Origin of the sequence: Sphingobium sp. (assembly GCF_033795625.1) — a bacterium.
Classification (GTDB): Bacteria; Pseudomonadota; Alphaproteobacteria; order Sphingomonadales; family Sphingomonadaceae; genus Sphingobium.
The window spans coordinates 36,496-51,955 of the sequence record NZ_JARYGI010000020.1 but is presented as its reverse complement, the minus strand read 5'-3'; the positions used below and the strand labels follow the sequence as shown (position 1 = coordinate 51,955).

Sequence of the window (15,460 nt, the reverse complement as noted above, 5' to 3'; positions counted from 1 at the left end):
ACGACCCCCGGCGTGTCAATCAGACCCCTGCTTCCTTCAGCTTCTCGCGCAACGCTTCCCAAGTCGTGGCATTCTCCACCACCGAGCCATTCAACAGCAGCGTCGGCGTGCCGGAAATCTGATATTTCGTGGTGGCGTCCTGAACTGCTTTCGCCAGCTTCTCAGCTTCTGCGGTATTTGCCAGGCACTGCTTGCCCTGATCTTCCGAGATACCCAGTTGCATCGCGAACTCCAGCAATCCGGCGTCTTTGGCCAGCATGTTGAAGCGCTGCTCCGGCGGTGCGGTCATTGCCGCCTGATACGGCGCGTCGCCCATGCCCTGCACCTTCTGGAACATCGCGGCCTGATTCGCGAAGAACTGGTCCGAAAGCGGGAAGAACGGCCCGGCCCCGCCGCACCGCGCCAACAACGCCAGCGTCATATCGAGGGGATCACGCACATAATTGCGCAACTCGAAGCTCATCTTGCCGGTGTTGACCAGGCTCCTGATTTCTTCTCCGGACTTGGCCGTGAATTCCGCGCAATGGCTGCACGTATAGGACGCGAACTCCGTCACCTTCACTGCCGCATCAGGATTGCCCATGCGGAACCCGCCCTCCGGCGTGGCGGCCACCGTATCGGCCCAGGTCGTGCCCGCAGGTGCCGCAACGGCAGCCACGGGCGCTCCGGTCGGCGCGCTGGCATTGCCACCTTCCTTCCCACCGCACGCCGCAAGGGTGAAGGCGATTGCAATCGAGGCTAAACCGGTCGGAAATTTCATGTGTTGTTTTTCCATCAGTGAAGGAGCGTGACGGCCGATCTAATTCAGTTGGAGCCGCCGGGCAATGTCGCACGCAGGGCTTCCCAGGTTGAAACGCCAGTCAGAAGCTTGCCGTTGAGCGTGAAGCCCGGCGTGCCGCTGATCTTGACGTTCTTCCATGCATCATTGGTCATGCCGGTCACGACCTTCATCGCAGCCGGATCGGCAACACAGCTATCCAGTTGCTTGGGGGTGAAGCCGCGCTTGGCCATCAGCGTGTACAGCCCGGTCTTCCTGCCGATGTCCTGCAGGATCACGGAGGGAGCCTTACCTGCCGGAGGCGCGCTGTTCGCTGCTTCATAAGCCTCGATCTGTGGCATCCACGCGCTCTGGTTCGCAAACAGGGCAGCGTGACTGCCATAGAAGCGCGATGGACCGCCGCAACGGGCAAGCAGCGCCGCCGTCAGGTCGTAACGATCGCGCACGGCGTTCCGGACTTCCACGCTCGCTTTGCCTGTCTTCACCCAGCCTTCTTTTAGTTGCGGCGCGCCCTCCATGACGAAATGCGCGCAATGGCTGCAGGTATAGCTGATATATTCGACGACCTTTGCCGGAGCAGCGGGATTGCCCATCACATGCCCCCCTGCAGGAGATACCGTGATGCGCGTGGTCCAGTCGATTGTCTTGGCGGCAAACGCCGTGGCCGGCACCGAGGCGGCAAGGCAGAGGATGATGGCGTGTCTCTTCATGGATGGCATCTCTACTGAAGCTTAGCTGATCTTGGGCAGACCGCTGGAATTGGCAAGCCCCTGGGCGAGCGACTCCAGCACGGCACGCAGTTCGGGGTCCCCGATGTCCCGCAGCGAGTCGCCTAGTTCGATAGGAACCGGACGCAGGTTCTTGGGCGGCGGCGAACGGAGAGGCGCTTTCGGCTCGACATGACCCTGCCGCATCGCCACCTTGGCGATGGCGGCATAGCCGAAGAAGCGGTTCACCCGCTCGATGATGTCGGGCAACACATGCTGGAGCATCGTCGCATGGCCGCTGGATACCGTGAGCGACAAGGTGCCGCCCGCTTTCTTCCCCACCGGGAAGCGGATCGAGTCGGGCGTACTGATATCGGCGTAATGCTTGCCGACGATATCGGCCCAACGCGTGACGATGCTCGACTGGACGAAACCGAACTTACGGAAAGCGGCCCGGCCGATGTCGGGCATCAGGTCGGCTATGGCGCGGGGACCATTGATGCGCGGACGTTCCTCTGCCGGTTTTGCGGCTGCCTTTTTCGGAACCGCTTTTTGTTTGGGCGAAGGTGGATCAGGGCGTTCCGTCATGCATCGCTTAATGGCATAGCGCGGCCATGCCCGTCGAGAGCCCTTCCATCGCCGATCGCCTGCTGGCGCATTATGACCGGCACGCGCGGCGGCTTCCCTGGCGAGCGCCTCCCGGAACGAACGCCACCGATCCTTACCGCGTGTGGCTGTCCGAAGTGATGCTGCAACAGACGACAGTGGCCGCAGTCATTCCCTATTTCCATCGGTTCACGGCCCGTTGGCCGACCGTCGCCGATCTTGCGGCGGCGGACGATGCCGAGTTGATGACGGCGTGGGCGGGGCTTGGTTATTATGCGCGGGCACGCAACTTGCTCGCCTGCGCCCGCGCCGTAATGCGCGAATGGAACGGCGCATTTCCAGAACGTGAAGTGGAGATACGAACGCTGCCCGGGGTGGGCACCTACACGGCCGCCGCGATCGCCGCCATCGCCTTTGGGCAGCGGGCGGTCGTCGTGGATGCCAATGTCGAGCGTGTCGTGGCGCGGCTGTTCGCGATTCCCACGCCCTTGCCAGCAGCGCGGCCGGAGATCCGCGCTTTCGCCGAAACGATCACGCCGAATGCAAGGGCGGGCGACTTTGCCCAGGCGATGATGGATATGGGCGCGACGATCTGCACGTCGCGCAATCCCGCCTGCGGGATTTGCCCGCTGCGGGAGAGTTGCGCTGCGTTTCGCACAGCCGATCCTGCCACGTTCCCCTTGAAAGCTGCGAAGAAGCCCAAGCCCCAGCGGCTGGGGCACGTGTGGTGGATGACGCGAGGCGACAGCGTATGGCTGGAGCGGCGGCCTGCCAAGGGACTGCTGGGCGGCATGCGCGGCTTGCCGGGCTCGAACTGGTCTGCCACACCCTCCACTTTACCGCCCACATCCGCGCAATGGGTGACTCTGCCGGAGCCGGTCGGCCATGTCTTCACGCATTTCGCGTTGTCTTTGACCGTGCATCGCGCCGAAGTGAATGGGAACAGCCTGAATGTCGGTGAAGGAGAATGGTGGCCACTCGACAGGATCGGCGAAGCCGGTCTACCCACGCTGTTCGCCAAAGTGGCCGATGTCGTGTTGAAGGAGGATCATATCTGATGCCGAAACTCTTCCTCCTTCCCAGAGGCGTGGTGCCATCTTGAAGCGTCCCGGCTTCGTCGGCGGAACGCTGGATCGTGCCGATCACGTCCGCAGCAACCCCGCGCTGGTCGCACAGGCTTTTGCGGACCCTCGTTCCAGGATGCTGGTGCTGGATGACCTTGATCCCGTGGTCGACGGCGCGAATCTGGCGACCATAGCTTTGCCACAGGGTACTGCCGCAGAGGCCTATTGCCTCCTCGGGATTGGCGAGGACGGGCCATTGTTCATCCGCCTGGACCCGTCGCTTGGCCACGGAGGCCAGTTCGCACCGCAGGTCTGGAGCGTTGCCCCTCTCCTCGCTCCCGATCAGCTTGCGCTCTACGGCACGGCGCGCAGCCTCATCGACTGGCATGCGCGGCATCGCTTCTGCGCCAATTGCGGCACGCCTACTGCGCCGATCAAGGCGGGCTGGGCACGGCGCTGTGGGGCGGGACTTTCGAGCGGCAGCGAAAGCGAGTCCGGCGGCTGCGGCGCAGAGCACTTCCCCCGCGTCGATCCGGTGACGATCATGCTGGCGGAACATGACGGTCGTATATTGGTCGGCCGCCAACCGCGCTTCCCCGCTGGCCGCTATTCGGCGCTAGCGGGCTTCATCGAACCCGGCGAAACCATCGAGGAAGCCGTCGCCCGCGAACTGTGGGAAGAAGCCGGGATCGTCGTGGACAATGTGCGCTACGCCATGAGCCAGCCCTGGCCCTTCCCCTCATCGCTGATGATCGCCTGCGTCGCACAGGCAAGGGACGACGTGCTCACCATCGACGAAACCGAGCTTGAACATGCGATGTGGGTGGATGCCGATGGCGTGCGTGCGGCCATGGCTGGCGAAGCGGGCGCACCCTTCATCGCGCCGCCGGAAATGGCGGTCGCCTACCATCTGTTCAAGTTCTGGCTGGATCGTAGCTAGGCGACCGCGAGATTGCTCCGCTTTCGCCCGTATGCGAAGTACAGCACCAGCCCCACCAGGTTCCACGCCAGGCAATAGAGTAGCGTCTTCGTCGGCAGGCTGGTGAACAGATAGAGGCAGCCCAATATCGCGCCGGGCCCCACCAGCCACGCCAGCGGCACGCGAAACGGGCGGCGCTGATCGGGCGCGCGGCGGCGCATCACCAGCATGCACAGGCCGACCGCCGCGAAAGCAATCAGGGTGCCCGCATTGGCCAGCGCCGCGATCTGGTCGATGGGCAGTAGCCCGGCTATCACCGCCACTAGTATCGCCGTCAGGATCGTGATCCGTATCGGCGTCCCGCGCTTCGATATGCGCGCGAGACCGATGGGCAGGAAGCCGTCGCGCGCCATGACCAGAAAGATGCGCGACTGGCCGTAGAGGAAGCCGAGCAACACGGTCGGCAACGCGATCACGGCGGCGATAGCGACGATTCGCGCGACCTGTCCCTGCCCCAATTCGCGCAGGATCAGCGCCAGTGGCTCCGGGCTGTCCGCGAAGCGCGTGAAGGGCAGCGCGCCGACCGCGGCGGCCGCCACGAAGATATAGATCGCCGTGCAGGCCAGCATCGATCCGACGATGCCGATGGCAAGGTCCCGCTCCGGCTTCTTCGTTTCCTCCGCCGCCGTTGAGATCGCGTCGAAGCCATAGAAGGCGAAGAAGATGATCGCCGCCGCCGCCATGACGCCGCGCTCTACGCCATCCGGTCCCATATGCTTGGCAAAGCCGAAGGGCATGAACGGCTCCAGATTGGCGGCGTCGAAGGCTGGCAATGTGCAGAACACGAACAGGCTGAGCGTCACGATCTTGATGGCGACCAGCACGGTGTTGAGCCGCGCGCTCTCCCGCGTGCCGATGCTGAGCAGCACTGCAACTACGCCGATGATGAAGATGGCGGGCAAGTTGATGATGCCACCCAATGCGGGGCTCGCGGTCAACGCGGCCGGAAAGCCTACCGCAGTCAGCAGCGGCGTCGCATAGCCCGACCAGCCGACCGCCACTGTCGCCACCACCAGCGAATATTCGAGGATCAGGCACCAGCCCACCACCCACGCCACCAACTCGCCAAGCACTGCATAGCTGTACGTGTAAGCGCTCCCCGCCGCGGGCATCATCGTCGCCATCTCGGCATAGGCAAGTGCGGCGCAGGCGCATATCGCGCCCGCAATCGCGAAGGACAACAGCACGGCGGGTCCGGCGCGATCCACGCCGACGCCGATCAGCGTCAATATGCCCGTCCCAACGATCGCACCGATGCCCAGCGCCAGCAGGTGTGGCCAGGACAATGTAGGCACCAGCCGCTGCCCCTCCTCACGCGCCACCAGCGCGTCCAGTGATTTGCGCCTGTTCCAGTCGGCCATGATGACATCCCCTGCTATGCCTGTGAAGGATAGCGAGCCACTGGAGGTTGCGCGAGGGGCAAGCTTCCCCTTCCTCCGTCACCCCGCGGCGGCATGACGGGGTTGAACATATCGTCCGCCCTTCACAACCGGCGCCCCGCCCCCCACATTTGCACCTGTGCCCCCATGCCGCTAAGGCGCAGGGCTTCCCCGAACCTCATGAGTCCTCTCCACTTTATGCTCAGTCTCGACGAAGCGCAGAAGCGCGCGGAAAATCTGGTGGATGCCGCGCGAAAGGCAGGCGCGGACGCGGCCGACGCCATCTACGTGTGCAATGCCTCCACCAATGTATCGGTGCGTCTGGGCGCGCTGGAGGATGTCGATCGGTCCGAAGGGGAAGAGATCGGCCTGCGCGTATTCCTTGGCCATCGCTCGGCGACGGTATCGGGGTCCGACTTCAGTCCGGCGAGCCTTGGCACTCTGGTCGAACGTTGCATCGCCATGGCGCAGCAGGCGCCTGAGGATGCCTATGCGGGCCTCGCCCCCGAAGATCGTCTGCTCACCCGCAAGCCTGCTGCGCTCGATCTGTGCGACAAGGGCGAGCCCGATCCCGCGGCCTTGAAGCTGCGCGCTCTGGAGGCCGAAGACGCCGCCCGAGCCGTGCCCGGCGTCACCAACAGCGAAGGCGGTGGTGCCTCGTCCGGGCGCAGCCAGATCGCGCTTGCCACGAGCCACGGCTTTTCCGGCAGCTATGGCGCGACCAGCCATTCGACCTATGCCAGCGTACTTGCGGGCGAAGGCGCAGGCATGCAGCGCGACCACGCCAGCCATACGGTACGGCACCTCATCGACCTCGATGGCGCGGAGACCATCGGCATCAAGGCGGGGCAACGCGCCGTCGCGCGGCTCAATCCGAACAAGATCGACAGTGGCCAGATGCCCGTCATCTTCGATCCCCGTGTCGGCTCCAGCCTGATCGGGCATCTCGTCGGCGCCATCGTCGGCCCCTCTATTGCACGCCGGTCCAGTTTCCTGCTGGAGAAGCTGGGCACCGCGATTTTCGACAGCAGCGTCACGATCATTGATGATCCGCTGCTTCATCGCGGCCTGCGTTCGCGGCCTTTCGACGGCGAGGGACTGCCGACGCAGCGCCGCGCGCTGATCGATGCGGGTGTGCTGACCGGCTGGCTGCTGGACAGTGCCTCTGCCCGGCAACTGGGGCTCGATCCTACCGGCCATGCCAGCCGGGGCACGGGCGGTGCGCCGGGTGCCGGACCAAGCAACGTACATATGGAACCGGGCGATGCGTCGCCGGGCGACCTGATGGCGGACGTGAAGCGCGGGCTTTATGTCACTGACCTCATTGGCATGGGCGTCAATGGCGTCACGGGCGACTACAGCCGGGGCGCGTCCGGCTTCCTGATCGAGAACGGCGCGGTCGTCGGCGCGGTTGCGGAAATCACGATTGCCGGTAACCTGATAGACATGTTCCGCAATCTGGTCCCTGCCAACGATCTGGTGTTCCGCTATGCGACGAACGTGCCAACGATCCGCATCGACGGAATGATGGTGGCGGGCGGATAAGGCGCGATGACGGATCGCTTATTCAGGCAGGCGATCGATGTCGTCGCCGAAGCCGCCGATCACGCGCTGACATTATGGGCGGGCGGCAAGACGCAGGTGCATCGCTGGGAGAAGACTCCCGGCGAGATAGTCTGTCAGGCCGACATGGACGTCAATGCGATGCTGAAAAGCGCGCTGCACGATCTCGCCCCGGATGCCGGGTGGCTGTCGGAGGAAACGGCGGATACCGCGCATCGGCTGGGCACGGATCGGGTGTGGGTAGTCGATCCCATCGACGGAACCCGCGATTATCTGCGCGGGCGGCCCGGCTGGGCGGTCTCGGTCGCCTTGGTGGAGGCAGGGCTGCCACGCTTCGGGATCCTGGCCGCACCGGCTCGCAACGAACTGTGGATCGCGCAGGTGGGCGGCGGCGCCATTCGAAACGGGCGGCCGCTTGCGGCAAGCACACGCAGCCGGTTGCCCGGCGCGCGAGTGCCTGCCGATACCCTGCCCAAGGTGGATCGCGACCTCACCGCCGTCGCCAAGCCCAACAGCATAGCGCTGCGCATGGCGATGGTGGCGGCGGACGAAGCGGACCTGCTCGCGACGATCCGCTGGGGCAATGAATGGGACATCGCCGCCGCCGCACTGATCGCTCAAGAGGCAGGCGCAGCGGTCAGCGATGCGCTGGGACGGCCTTTGGGCTTCAACCGGAAAGACCCGACCGCATTCGGCATCTTATGTTGTGCGCCAGGCATCCACGCCGCAGCGGTCGAGCGGCTCGAACCGAGGGCGCGGGAGATACTGGGCCGCGAACGGACCTAATAGGGCCGGATGTCCGATCCATCCAGCCAGTGACCGCAACCCAGCGCCGCGCCATCGTCAGTATCCGACAGGGCAGCAACGGTGCGCCAGCCTTCCGCCCGCTTCACCTTCGCAAGCGCTGCGTCGTGCCCCAAGGGGAGAAACAGGCGCTTCACCGGCACAGCCCCAAAGCCTGCATCGATCAGCGGATCGGGATAGAGTGAGAAACCCACCGCCGGTTCCTCACTGCCGTCCGCCCGCAGGATCGCATAGCCGCCGCCGCGCCCTATCTCGCCAACGAAACCGTCGGCAAAGATCGAGAAGCCGAACCAGCTTTGATATTCGAAGCCGTGACGCTCTGTCGGGTCGAGCGTCAACGTAATATCCCAGCCGATCGGCTTCGCGATGGCGCGCAGCGCGGCGATGCGGCTGGCGATGGCTCCCTGGCCGGTCGCCGCATCGATGCCTTCGAGCTTCTCCATCGCGGCATGGAATGGCCCGGCCGCTTCGATCAGCGGCAGATAGGCGGCCGCGCTCGCTCCTAGAGCCACCAGCGCACCGGCATCTTTCGCGTCCAGTTCTGCCCGAACCTGCTCGCGCTCAGCATCTTTCAGCGGCATCGGACCGGCAGCGAGCGTGTCGATCAAATCGGGTAGCGTGAAGTCGATGGTAATGCCTGCAACGCCCGCCGCCTGCAAAGCCTCGATGGCGACATTGACGATCTCGACGGCGGCGGCGACGCTGTCCGTGCCGATCAGCTCCGCGCCGACCTGCAAGCGTTCGCGCTCAGGCCGAAGCTGGTTCGCACGCAGCCGCAGCACCGGCCCGCCATAGGACAAGCGCAGAGGACGCGCGGCGGCGGCGAGACGCGTGGCGGCAATGCGCCCGACCTGCGCCGTCATGTCCGGGCGCATTGCCAGCGTGCGCTGCGACACCGGGTCCACCACACGCAACAGATCCTGCGCCCGCGCCGATTTCAGCCGTTGCGTCAGTGTCTCCTCGAACTCCGCGACCGGCGGCATCACGCGCGCATAGCCATGCGCCGCCACCGTATCGAGCACGTTGCGCGCCAGATGCGCCGATGCCTCCGCTTGCGGAGGCAGACGGTCGGACAGGCCTTCGGGCAGCAGCCCCAATATACCCTGGTTCGGAACGGATGCGGAAGAGGTCATGCGCCGGCTTCTAGCGAGTTTGACGAAAGAGGCCAGAGCTTCGGGGCGGGAGTTTTATACCCGCCCCGAGCCATTTCAGGCGAAGCGCAGCAGCTTGACCGTCTTCACGCCCGCCAGCTTGCAGATGTCCCAAAGCAGCGGCTCGGTCACGGTGCCGTCGACGGACAGCAACAGCACCGCTTCACCGCCCTGATTGCGCCGGCCGAGATTGAACGTGCCGATGTTGACATCCGCCTGCCCCAGCGTCGAACCCAGACGACCGATAAAGCCGGGTGCGTCCTGGTTGACGATATAGAGCATCGTACCGGCCAGATCGGCTTCCACCTTGATCCCGAACAGTTCGACAAGGCGCGGCTGCGTCGGCCCGAACAAGGTGCCCGCGACCGAGCGCTCGCCGGTCGGCGTCTGCACCGTCACGCGCACCAGGGTCTGGTAGGCGCCTTCGCGATCATGCCGTACTTCGCGCACGTCGAGACCACGCTCCTTGGCAAGATAAGGGGCGTTGACCATGTTCACCGTGTCGGAATAGGCGCGCATCAGGCCCGCCAGCACCGCCGCCGTGATCGGCTTCGGGTTGAGTTCGGCGGCATGGCCCTCGACCTCGACCGAAACGCCCTTCACCTGATCGCCTTCGAGCTGACCGAGCAGGCTGCCCAGCTTTTCGGCAATCGCCATATAGGGCTTGAGCTTGGGCGCTTCTTCCGCCGACAGGCTTGGCATGTTGAGGGCATTGGTGACGCCGCCGTCCAGCAGGTAGTCGGACAACTGGTCGGCAACCTGCAACGCCACATTGACCTGCGCCTCATCGGTCGACGCGCCCAGATGCGGGGTGGAGATGAAGTTCGGGGTGCCGAACAGCGGGCTTTCCTTGGCAGGCTCGGTCACGAAGACATCGAGCGCCGCGCCGCCGATGTGGCCGCTGTCGAGACCCGCCTTCAGCGCCGCTTCGTCGATCAGGCCGCCACGCGCGCAATTGATGATCCGCACGCCCTTCTTGGTCTTGGCGAGGTTTTCCGCCGACAGGATGTTGCGCGTCTGGTCGGTCAGCGGCGTGTGCAGCGTGATGAAGTCGGCGCGGGCGAGCAGGTCGTCCAGCGTCACCTTCTCCACGCCCATGTCCACGGCGCGTTCGGGCGTCAGGAACGGGTCGAACGCAACGACCTTCATCTTGAGGCCCAGCGCGCGATCCGCGACGATCGAGCCGATATTGCCAGCGCCGATCAGGCCGAGCACCTTGCCAGTGACTTCGACGCCCATGAAGCGGTTCTTCTCCCACTTGCCCGCCTGCGTCGAAGCGTCGGCTTCGGGCAGTTGGCGAGCCAAGGCGAACATTAACGCAATGGCATGTTCGGCAGTGGTGATCGAGTTACCGAAGGGCGTGTTCATGACGACCACACCCTTTGCCGACGCAGCCGGAATATCGACGTTGTCCACGCCGATGCCAGCGCGCCCGATGACCTTCAGGTTCGTCGCGGCGTCGAGGATTTCCTTCGTCACCTTGGTCGAGGAACGAATGGCGAGGCCATCATACTGGCCGATAATGGCTTTGAGTTCTTCTGGAGTCTTTCCGGTGATTTCATCGACTTCGACGCCACGGTCGCGGAAGATCGCTGCGGCGCGGGGGTCCATTTTGTCGGAAATGAGGACTTTAGGCATAGCAAATAGCCTTTCTGCTATTCGACATCCTGACGAAGATCAGGATCTCAAGCGGCTTGGTTGGACCTCGGGGCCTGAGATCACAGCCTTCGCTGGGATGACATGATGGGGTAGGAGGAGTTCAGGCGGCCTTGGTTTGGGCGTAGGCCCAATCGAGCCAGGGACCGAGTGCTTCGATATCGGCCGTGTCGACCGTCGCGCCGCACCAGATGCGAAGGCCCGCCGGAGCATCGCGATAGCCCGCGATGTCATACGCCGCGCCTTCCTTCTCCAGCAGACCGGCGAAGCTCTTGATAAACGCTTCGTCAGCGCCTTCGACCGTGAGGCACACGCTGGTCTTCGACCGCGAAGCCGGATCGGCGGCAAGATGCCCGAGCCAGTCGCGTTCGGCCACGATCTTGTCGAGCGCCGCGGCATTGGCGTCGCTGCGCGCGATCAGCCCGGAGGCACCGCCTACCGACTTGCCCCATTCCAGCGCGAAGATGGCGTCTTCTACCGCCAGCATGGAAGGAGTGTTGATCGTCTCGCCCTTGAACACGCCTTCGGTCAGCTTGCCCTTCGATACCAGGCGGAACACCTTGGGCAGCGGCCAGTCCGGCGTGTAGGTCTCGAGCCGTTCAACGGCGCGGGGGCCGAGAATCAGCACGCCATGGCCGCCCTCGCCGCCCAGCACCTTCTGCCAGGAGAAAGTGGCGACGTCGATCTTCGCCCAATCGATGTCATATGCGAAAACCGCGCTGGTCGCGTCGGCGAAGGTCAGCCCCTCGCGGTCGGCCGGAATCCAGTCAGCATTCGGCACGCGCACGCCCGAGGTTGTACCGTTCCAGGCGAACAGCACGTCATGCGAGAAATCGACGGCAGCAAGATCGGGCAACTGTCCGTAATCCGCGCGCACCACCGTGGGGTCGAGCTTCAACTGCTTGACCGCATCCGTTACCCAGCCTTCGCCGAAGCTTTCCCAAGCTATCGCCGTCACGGGACGCGCGCCCAGCATCGTCCACATCGCCATCTCGAATGCGCCGGTGTCTGACCCCGGCACGATGCCGATACGGTGCGTCTCAGGCAGGTTCAGCAGTTCGCGCATCAGGTCGATGCTGTACTGGAGACGCGTCTTGCCGATCTTCGAGCGGTGCGAACGGCCCAAGGATTGCGTGGCGAGTTTTTCGGGGGTCCAGCCGGGCGGCTTGGCGCAGGGGCCGGAAGAAAAGAAAGGACGCGCAGGCTTGCTAGCAGGCTTGTGATCCGTATGCGCAAGCGCATCCGTCGCGGGACGGGTAACATCAGTCATGTAGTCTCTCCTCACAGAGAGCACGCGCGGCGTTGGGACCGCGTGGCCCGCCGGCCCCTCTATAGAGGCCGGGGCGTTAGTCAAGCGCCTTCCACTCGGCCCATCGTGCGGCAGGCGGAGCGGGAAAGCCGTTGCCATGGGTTAAGCATGTCCTGTTATAAGCGTCCGCATGAGCGGGTTCCGGGCGAGGCAGGGCTTTTCAAGGCGATGGATGGCGCTGGCCTTGGTTCTCACGATCAGCGCCTGTGCCGGGACACCGGAGCCTAAGCGCAGTGTGCGCGTATCCCGTCCGCCTCCGCCAAAAGCCGCCACATCGAAATCGCCCGAGATCAGGCAGTGCATGGCGAACCTCCGCGCGTCTGGCGTGCTGTTCACACCGCTGGAGGATCGCAGCTTCGGCGGCGGATGTTCCGCCTTCGGCAGCGTCAAGCTGCTCGACATCGGCGTGCCGACGACCAATCTCGGCGCAATGACATGCCCGCTCGCGGCCAAGTTCTCCGCATGGGCGCGTTACGGCGTACAACCGGCCGCGCGGCTGTTGCTGGGGAGCGAACTCATCAAGATCGAGACGTTCGGTACCTATTCCTGCCGACCGATCGCTGGATCGGGTCGCCTGTCCGAACATGGGCGCAGCAATGCCGTGGATGTGGCCGCCTTCGTCCTCGCCGATGGGCGGCGCGTGTCGGTCACGAATGGATGGCGCGGTGACAGCCGCGAACAACAATTCCTCCGCATCATCCGCACCAGCGCCTGCAAGCGCTTCCGCACGGTCTTGAGCCCCGACTACAATGCGGCGCACCATGACCATCTGCACCTGGACATGGGCGGAAGAGGCGGCTTTTGTCGCTAGGTTAGGGTCGCCGCGCTTGGCAAGCCGGGTGGCGCTGGCTAATGGCCGCCGATGACAAAAAAAGAGATCGAAGAGCGCAAGTTCCGCCCTGCCAAGCAGGAAGTCAAGGACGCCGCCAAGAACCTGCACACCCCCCAGACCACCAGCGCCGCCTACACGCTGGCCTTCCAGGATCGCGACTTCCTGCTGCGCGACGATTTGCGCCCGGTACGGTTTCAGCTTGAGCTTCTGAAACCCGAATTGCTGATGAACGAGGCGAAGATCGAATCCACCTTCGTCTTCTACGGCTCCGCCCGGATCCCGGAGCCGGAGAAGGCACAGGCGCGGATCGAAGCCGCCGCGAGCGAGGAGGAGCGTCGCATAGCCGAACGGCTGGCCGCCAAGTCGAAATATTATGATGAGGCACGCCGTCTAGCGAATATTGCCGCACGCTACCCGGCAGGCGAGGACGGGAAGCAGAATTTCGTCGTCTGCTCGGGCGGCGGTCCCTCGATCATGGAAGCCGCCAATCGCGGCGCAGCCGACATGGACGCGCCATCGATCGGCATGAACATCGTGCTGCCGCATGAGCAGGCGCCCAACATCTACGTCACACCGGAGCTATCGTTCCAGTTCCACTATTTCGCGCTGCGCAAGATGCACTTCCTGCTGCGCGCCCGCGCTCTTGCCGTATTTCCGGGCGGGTTCGGTACGTTCGATGAATTTTTCGAGCTGCTGACGCTCGTGCAGACCGGCAAGATGAAGCCAATCCCGATCCTGCTGTTCGGCAAGGAATTCTGGAGCAAGGTCGTCGATTTCGAAGCACTGGCGGACGAAGGCGTGATCGCACATCGCGACCTGGAGCTGTTCACCTGGGTCGAGACGGCCGAAGACGCCTGGTCGACCGTTTGCCGTTTCTACAAGGACGACAACCTGATGGGTTGCGACTGAGAAACGGACTCCCGCCGGTCAGCCCGGCGGGATCATCCTGTTACTTGGTCGGTGCGGGCGCTGCAGCGTTGGCCGCTTCGCCAGCCGCGTTACCCGCTGCACCGGCGGCGTTATCCGCCCCGGCAGCCGCATTATCGCCGCCAGCAGCCGCAGGCGCCGCATCGGCGGCTGGTAGCGGCAGATTGGAACCCTGCGCGTTCATATAGGCGATCACATTGGCGCGATCGACGCCATTACCCAGCCCGGCAAAGGTCATCTTCGTACCGGGCGCGTATTCACGCGGGCTCTTCAACCACGCATCGAGCTGATCGAAGGTCCAATTGCCGCCCTTCTTCTTCAGCGCGTCGGAAAAGGCGAATCCGCCCTTGCCTTCAGCGACACCCTCACCAACCGTGGCATAAAGGTTCGGACCAATGCCGTTGGCGCCGCCCTGATTGATGGTGTGGCAAGCGGCGCACTTGCCGAAGACCTTTTCACCCGCAGCGACGTCTGCACTGGCCAGCAGCGTATTCAGGCCGGGACCCGCATCCGCGCCAGCGCCGCCTTCGGCTTCGACGCCTTCGATCGCATAGCCCATCTTTTCGGGACGTTCCGCATGAAACAGCTTGCCGCTGACAATCGATCCGCCGAGCGCGACGATGCCCGCGAACAACGCCCAGCCGGCAATGGTATTGAAACGATCGTCCATGCGTACGATTTCCTCCGAGTGATCCGCTCTGGCGCGTAAGTGGGAATCCCGCGCCCGTTATGCGGGCTGCCATAATGACGCAAGCGCGAACGCGCAAGCGCGGCTTGCGTCGATCGCAGCAACGCCCTAAGCGCCGTCCGCTCATGGATGCTTTCCCCCTTCCCGCCCGGCGCATCGTCGCCGAATTGTCGCAGCAGGCCGCCCGCGATCCGGCGCGCGCCATAGCGTTCCAGGGCGCACCGGGCGCGAACTCCCACCTCGCTGCGCTTGGCTATGCGCCCGGCTGCATCCCCTTGCCCAGCTTCGCGTTCGAGGATGCGATCGACGCGGTACGCGAAGGCAAGGCAGACCGGGCGATCATCCCGATCGAAAACTCGCTGCACGGCCGGGTCGCGGACATGCATTTCCTGCTGCCCGAATCGGGTCTGCACATCGTCGACGAGTACTTCCTTCGCATCCGTCATTGCCTCATGGCGGCGGGCGACGCGCCGGTCACCAGTGCGATCAGCCATCCGCAGGCACTGGGCCAGTGCCGCCATTATCTGCGTGCAAAGGGCATTCAGCCGGTCAGCTATGCCGACACGGCGGGGGCCGCTGCCCTGGTGGCGGAAACCCGCGAGCCGGGTGCCGGGGCCATCGCGCCCGCGATCGCGGCGGAAACCTATGGCCTCACGATGATTGCCGAAAATATCGAGGACAGCGACGATAATATGACGCGCTTCGTCATTCTGGCGCGAGAGCCCAAGATGCCGCAGGGCGATGGCCCGGTCATGACGACCTTCCTGTTCGAGGTACGCAACGTCGCTGCCTCGCTCTACAAGGCGCTGGGCGGCTTCGCGACCAACGGCGTCAACATGACCAAGCTGGAAAGCTATCAGCGCGGAGCCAGCTTCGCCATGACGGAATTCTTCGCTGATATCGAGGGCATGCCAGGTACCCCCGCGATCGACCGCGCGCTGGAGGAACTGAAGTTCCATACCAAATGGGTGCGTGTCCTCGGCAGCTACCAGCAGGCCCGGCCGCGTAGCTGAGCGA

Annotated in this window: 15 protein-coding genes; 7 read left to right on the top strand and 8 right to left on the bottom strand. The window is 64.3% G+C overall.

The annotated features are described in order from the left end of the window. Positions 1-19: 19 nt before the first annotated feature. From QHC67_RS11570 to QHC67_RS11560, 3 genes are read right to left on the bottom strand one after another with little or no spacing between them, the layout of a single operon-like run. On the bottom strand, positions 20-760 hold the full coding sequence (locus QHC67_RS11570) for a DsbA family protein (protein WP_319294464.1): 741 nt from the start codon (positions 758-760) through the stop codon (positions 20-22). Positions 761-804: 44 nt separating this feature from the next. Next, positions 805-1,488, bottom strand: coding sequence for a thioredoxin domain-containing protein (locus QHC67_RS11565; RefSeq protein ID WP_319294462.1), 684 nt, complete (start codon positions 1,486-1,488; stop codon positions 805-807). A 21-nt stretch (positions 1,489-1,509) separates the two neighbouring features. After that, positions 1,510-2,073 (bottom strand): DUF721 domain-containing protein, encoded by a 564-nt coding sequence (locus QHC67_RS11560; protein ID WP_319294460.1) that lies wholly within the window; start codon positions 2,071-2,073, stop codon positions 1,510-1,512. A 26-nt stretch (positions 2,074-2,099) separates the two neighbouring features. Between QHC67_RS11560 and mutY the strand changes: the two genes are divergently transcribed. Further along, positions 2,100-3,149, top strand: coding sequence for an A/G-specific adenine glycosylase (gene mutY / locus QHC67_RS11555; protein ID WP_319294458.1), 1,050 nt, complete (start codon positions 2,100-2,102; stop codon positions 3,147-3,149). A gap of 40 nt (positions 3,150-3,189) precedes the next feature. Beyond that, positions 3,190-4,095, top strand: coding sequence for an NAD(+) diphosphatase (gene nudC / locus QHC67_RS11550; RefSeq protein WP_413818529.1), 906 nt, complete (start codon positions 3,190-3,192; stop codon positions 4,093-4,095). Here nudC and QHC67_RS11545 read toward each other — a convergent pair. Further along, positions 4,092-5,495 carry an amino acid permease gene (locus tag QHC67_RS11545; RefSeq protein WP_319294456.1) on the bottom strand — a complete coding sequence of 468 codons (1,404 nt, stop codon included), beginning with the start codon at positions 5,493-5,495 and terminating at the stop codon, positions 4,092-4,094. The two genes, nudC and QHC67_RS11545, sit on opposite strands and share 4 nt — an antisense overlap. Positions 5,496-5,711: 216 nt before the next feature. Here QHC67_RS11545 and QHC67_RS11540 point away from each other — a divergent pair, with 216 nt between their 5' ends. Next, positions 5,712-7,058, top strand: coding sequence for a TldD/PmbA family protein (locus tag QHC67_RS11540; protein ID WP_319294489.1), 1,347 nt, complete (start codon positions 5,712-5,714; stop codon positions 7,056-7,058). A 6-nt stretch (positions 7,059-7,064) separates the two neighbouring features. Beyond that, entirely contained in the window at positions 7,065-7,862 is a 798-nt protein-coding gene (locus tag QHC67_RS11535) for a 3'(2'),5'-bisphosphate nucleotidase CysQ (protein WP_319294454.1), read from the top strand. Here the strand turns inward: QHC67_RS11535 and QHC67_RS11530 are convergent. The 3 genes from QHC67_RS11530 to QHC67_RS11520 all read right to left on the bottom strand — a co-directional run bounded on the left by QHC67_RS11530 (position 7,859) and on the right by QHC67_RS11520 (position 11,957). Continuing rightward, on the bottom strand, positions 7,859-9,013 hold the full coding sequence (locus tag QHC67_RS11530) for an ATP phosphoribosyltransferase regulatory subunit (RefSeq protein ID WP_319294452.1): 1,155 nt from the start codon (positions 9,011-9,013) through the stop codon (positions 7,859-7,861). The two genes, QHC67_RS11535 and QHC67_RS11530, sit on opposite strands and share 4 nt — an antisense overlap. Before the next feature lie 75 nt (positions 9,014-9,088). Beyond that, positions 9,089-10,669 carry a phosphoglycerate dehydrogenase gene (gene serA, locus QHC67_RS11525; RefSeq protein ID WP_319294450.1) on the bottom strand — a complete coding sequence of 527 codons (1,581 nt, stop codon included), beginning with the start codon at positions 10,667-10,669 and terminating at the stop codon, positions 9,089-9,091. 121 nt (positions 10,670-10,790) lie between these two features. After that, on the bottom strand, positions 10,791-11,957 hold the full coding sequence (locus QHC67_RS11520) for a phosphoserine transaminase (protein ID WP_319294448.1): 1,167 nt from the start codon (positions 11,955-11,957) through the stop codon (positions 10,791-10,793). A gap of 169 nt (positions 11,958-12,126) precedes the next feature. Between QHC67_RS11520 and QHC67_RS11515 the strand changes: the two genes are divergently transcribed. After that, positions 12,127-12,807 carry an extensin family protein gene (locus QHC67_RS11515; protein ID WP_413818528.1) on the top strand — a complete coding sequence of 227 codons (681 nt, stop codon included), beginning with the start codon at positions 12,127-12,129 and terminating at the stop codon, positions 12,805-12,807. A 51-nt stretch (positions 12,808-12,858) separates the two neighbouring features. Further along, positions 12,859-13,737, top strand: coding sequence for an LOG family protein (locus tag QHC67_RS11510; RefSeq protein ID WP_319294444.1), 879 nt, complete (start codon positions 12,859-12,861; stop codon positions 13,735-13,737). 40 nt (positions 13,738-13,777) lie between these two features. Here the strand turns inward: QHC67_RS11510 and QHC67_RS11505 are convergent, their stop codons facing one another. Next, the gene (locus QHC67_RS11505) at positions 13,778-14,425 is read right to left on the bottom strand and encodes a cytochrome c family protein (RefSeq protein WP_319294442.1); all 648 of its coding nucleotides are present in this window, start codon (positions 14,423-14,425) and stop codon (positions 13,778-13,780) included. Positions 14,426-14,568: 143 nt separating this feature from the next. On the opposite strand from QHC67_RS11505, the gene QHC67_RS11500 reads away from it, so the two are divergent. Further along, the gene (locus tag QHC67_RS11500) at positions 14,569-15,456 is read left to right on the top strand and encodes a prephenate dehydratase (RefSeq protein WP_319294440.1); all 888 of its coding nucleotides are present in this window, start codon (positions 14,569-14,571) and stop codon (positions 15,454-15,456) included. Positions 15,457-15,460 lie beyond the last annotated feature (4 nt).

Coding starts and splice junctions, on each gene's coding strand:
- QHC67_RS11565 (WP_319294462.1), bottom strand. CDS start 1,488: ATGAAGAGACACGCCATCATCCTCTGCCTTGCCGCCTCGGTGCCGGCC.
- QHC67_RS11535 (WP_319294454.1), top strand. CDS start 7,065: ATGACGGATCGCTTATTCAGGCAGGCGATCGATGTCGTCGCCGAAGCC.
- QHC67_RS11545 (WP_319294456.1), bottom strand. CDS start 5,495: ATGGCCGACTGGAACAGGCGCAAATCACTGGACGCGCTGGTGGCGCGT.
- mutY (WP_319294458.1), top strand. CDS start 2,100: ATGCCCGTCGAGAGCCCTTCCATCGCCGATCGCCTGCTGGCGCATTAT.
- QHC67_RS11515 (WP_413818528.1), top strand. CDS start 12,127: ATGAGCGGGTTCCGGGCGAGGCAGGGCTTTTCAAGGCGATGGATGGCG.
- serA (WP_319294450.1), bottom strand. CDS start 10,669: ATGCCTAAAGTCCTCATTTCCGACAAAATGGACCCCCGCGCCGCAGCG.
- QHC67_RS11560 (WP_319294460.1), bottom strand. CDS start 2,073: ATGACGGAACGCCCTGATCCACCTTCGCCCAAACAAAAAGCGGTTCCG.
- QHC67_RS11530 (WP_319294452.1), bottom strand. CDS start 9,013: ATGACCTCTTCCGCATCCGTTCCGAACCAGGGTATATTGGGGCTGCTG.
- QHC67_RS11505 (WP_319294442.1), bottom strand. CDS start 14,425: ATGGACGATCGTTTCAATACCATTGCCGGCTGGGCGTTGTTCGCGGGC.
- QHC67_RS11510 (WP_319294444.1), top strand. CDS start 12,859: ATGACAAAAAAAGAGATCGAAGAGCGCAAGTTCCGCCCTGCCAAGCAG.
- QHC67_RS11570 (WP_319294464.1), bottom strand. CDS start 760: ATGAAATTTCCGACCGGTTTAGCCTCGATTGCAATCGCCTTCACCCTT.
- QHC67_RS11540 (WP_319294489.1), top strand. CDS start 5,712: ATGCTCAGTCTCGACGAAGCGCAGAAGCGCGCGGAAAATCTGGTGGAT.
- QHC67_RS11500 (WP_319294440.1), top strand. CDS start 14,569: ATGGATGCTTTCCCCCTTCCCGCCCGGCGCATCGTCGCCGAATTGTCG.
- QHC67_RS11520 (WP_319294448.1), bottom strand. CDS start 11,957: ATGACTGATGTTACCCGTCCCGCGACGGATGCGCTTGCGCATACGGAT.